The organism is Neobacillus sp. Soil_C_43 (assembly GCF_057656715.1).
Genome location: NZ_JBDGJV010000010.1, coordinates 178,905 through 180,577 on the forward strand (window position 1 = coordinate 178,905; position 1,673 = coordinate 180,577).

Annotated in this window: 3 protein-coding genes; all 3 read right to left on the reverse strand. The window is 39.0% G+C overall.

Annotated elements, in window-relative coordinates; all coding sequences use genetic code 11:
• Window positions 1–423: 423 nt before the first annotated feature.
• Window positions 424–729 carry a thioredoxin family protein gene (locus AC3A54_RS15040; protein WP_487655049.1) on the reverse strand — a complete coding sequence of 102 codons (306 nt, stop codon included), beginning with the start codon at window positions 727–729 and terminating at the stop codon, window positions 424–426.
• A gap of 6 nt (window positions 730–735) precedes the next feature.
• Entirely contained in the window at window positions 736–1,092 is a 357-nt protein-coding gene (locus AC3A54_RS15045) for a toprim domain-containing protein (protein ID WP_335532779.1), read from the reverse strand.
• 147 nt (window positions 1,093–1,239) lie between these two features.
• Window positions 1,240–1,479 carry a YusG family protein gene (locus AC3A54_RS15050; protein ID WP_308082619.1) on the reverse strand — a complete coding sequence of 80 codons (240 nt, stop codon included), beginning with the start codon at window positions 1,477–1,479 and terminating at the stop codon, window positions 1,240–1,242.
• Window positions 1,480–1,673 lie beyond the last annotated feature (194 nt).

The following is a 1,673-nucleotide window of genomic DNA, read 5'->3' on the forward strand; positions in this document are numbered from 1 at the left end:
TGTGGGCCTACCACAGTTCCCATTCTCACTCTTCTTCTAGTGCTACGGGCACTGTGGGCCTACCACAGTTCCCATTCTGCTCTTTTTCATGTGCTATAGGCACTCTTCGCCTACCACAGTTCCCATTCTCACTCTTCTTCTGGTGCTACGGGCACTGTGGGCCTACCACAGTTCCCATTCTGCTCTTTTTCATGTGCTATAGGCACTCTTCGCTTACCACTGTTCCCATGTTCGCTCTTTTTCAAGCGCCACGAGACTTGTGAGTTCTTCACAATTCCCTTACTCACTCTTTTTCTAATGCTACAGGCATTTTACTATTACCATAGTGCCCATGCTCGCCCGTTATAAAGGCTCTTACTGGGTTTGTGCATGTTTCACAAATCCAACCAAAGTAAAAAGCAGACACCTCAGGCATCTGCTCCACTAAAAATAAGTCTTAATCTTATCCAACAAATACGGTACCGAATGAAATGCATACAGCATTTCTACTACCTTGCCGTCTCTCACGATTAACAGACAAGGTACACTTTCAATCGCTAAATCCTTCGCCAATTGTGGATAGAAATTTAAGTTCATTTTTCCCATTGGCGTATCTACCAACTCTTCGACCACCTGCAACATCTTTGAAGCGAGCTGGCACGTACCACAAAGTGGTGTATAAAAATAGATTAGTCCTGTTGAATTCTTTTCAAGAAAATCAACAAAATCAGTTTGGTTCCATTCGTTCATTTTTCGTTATCCCATTTCTAAAAACTCAGTATGCACATCGATGTTCGCTCCTAAAAGCACAGTCGCCAAATGCTGTACTGGTGCCGTTGCGACCTCGCGATACATCCGATCAATATATATATGCTCAGCATGTGGAAATTCCCGCTTAAATTGCTTACGAAGCTTTTCACCTGCTTTATCTGCATCAACAAGAATATAGACATCCTTATCCTCAAGAAACTCGATTAATTCATCGAGCTTCGAAACACTGATGGTTCCATTCGTACAAATGATTTCAACCGGTTCCTTTACAATACTTTTTACCTTATTTTTATCTGACTTTCCTTCGACAATAAGAACTTTGTCAACATACGAATCATTCATATCCATCACCTGTAATAGAAGTTGTTTATGTTAACATATTCTAAAATTTTGATTACGTGTGTCTTCTTCTTAGTATGTTAACTATATCATTATTGTCATCTTAAAAATAGGTATTTGCTCATACTCACGACGGCTACAACGTTGGAGTTAACACCATCCACCTTCATCACAATCGGTATATTTTGCATCAGGTTGATCGGTAACCGTAACATGCTGATATATCTTTTGTTGGTCAGCCTCAAAGTGATGCTCTAGGTCATACTGCATATTTTCAGGTAGTTTAATTTTTCCGATAGAGGATGATTCTAAAAACAGTTCAATCTCACCATTTTTAATTTTCCCTACTACCCGATCGGTAACATCTACCTTTTGTTGTTTCAATGACATATGTCCACCCTCTTTAATATATTTACGTTTAGTTTCCCCACTTTAGTAGAAGAAATCGTGGAAATTATTATAAAAAAGAGAAAGCCCTATATTATTAACAGAAAAAGCACCCTAAAATGATCTGCCCCGTAAATGTTAGACACCAAACTAATATTTACGGGGTGTTTTTATGACCAAATTTACATTCGAAAAGA

Bases quoted from the DNA above. Each gene is read 5' to 3' on its own strand.
- AC3A54_RS15040 (WP_487655049.1), bottom strand. From the start codon at position 729: ATGAACGAATGGAACCAAACTGATTTTGTTGATTTTCTTGAAAAGAAT.
- AC3A54_RS15045 (WP_335532779.1), bottom strand. From the start codon at position 1,092: ATGAATGATTCGTATGTTGACAAAGTTCTTATTGTCGAAGGAAAGTCA.
- AC3A54_RS15050 (WP_308082619.1), bottom strand. From the start codon at position 1,479: ATGTCATTGAAACAACAAAAGGTAGATGTTACCGATCGGGTAGTAGGG.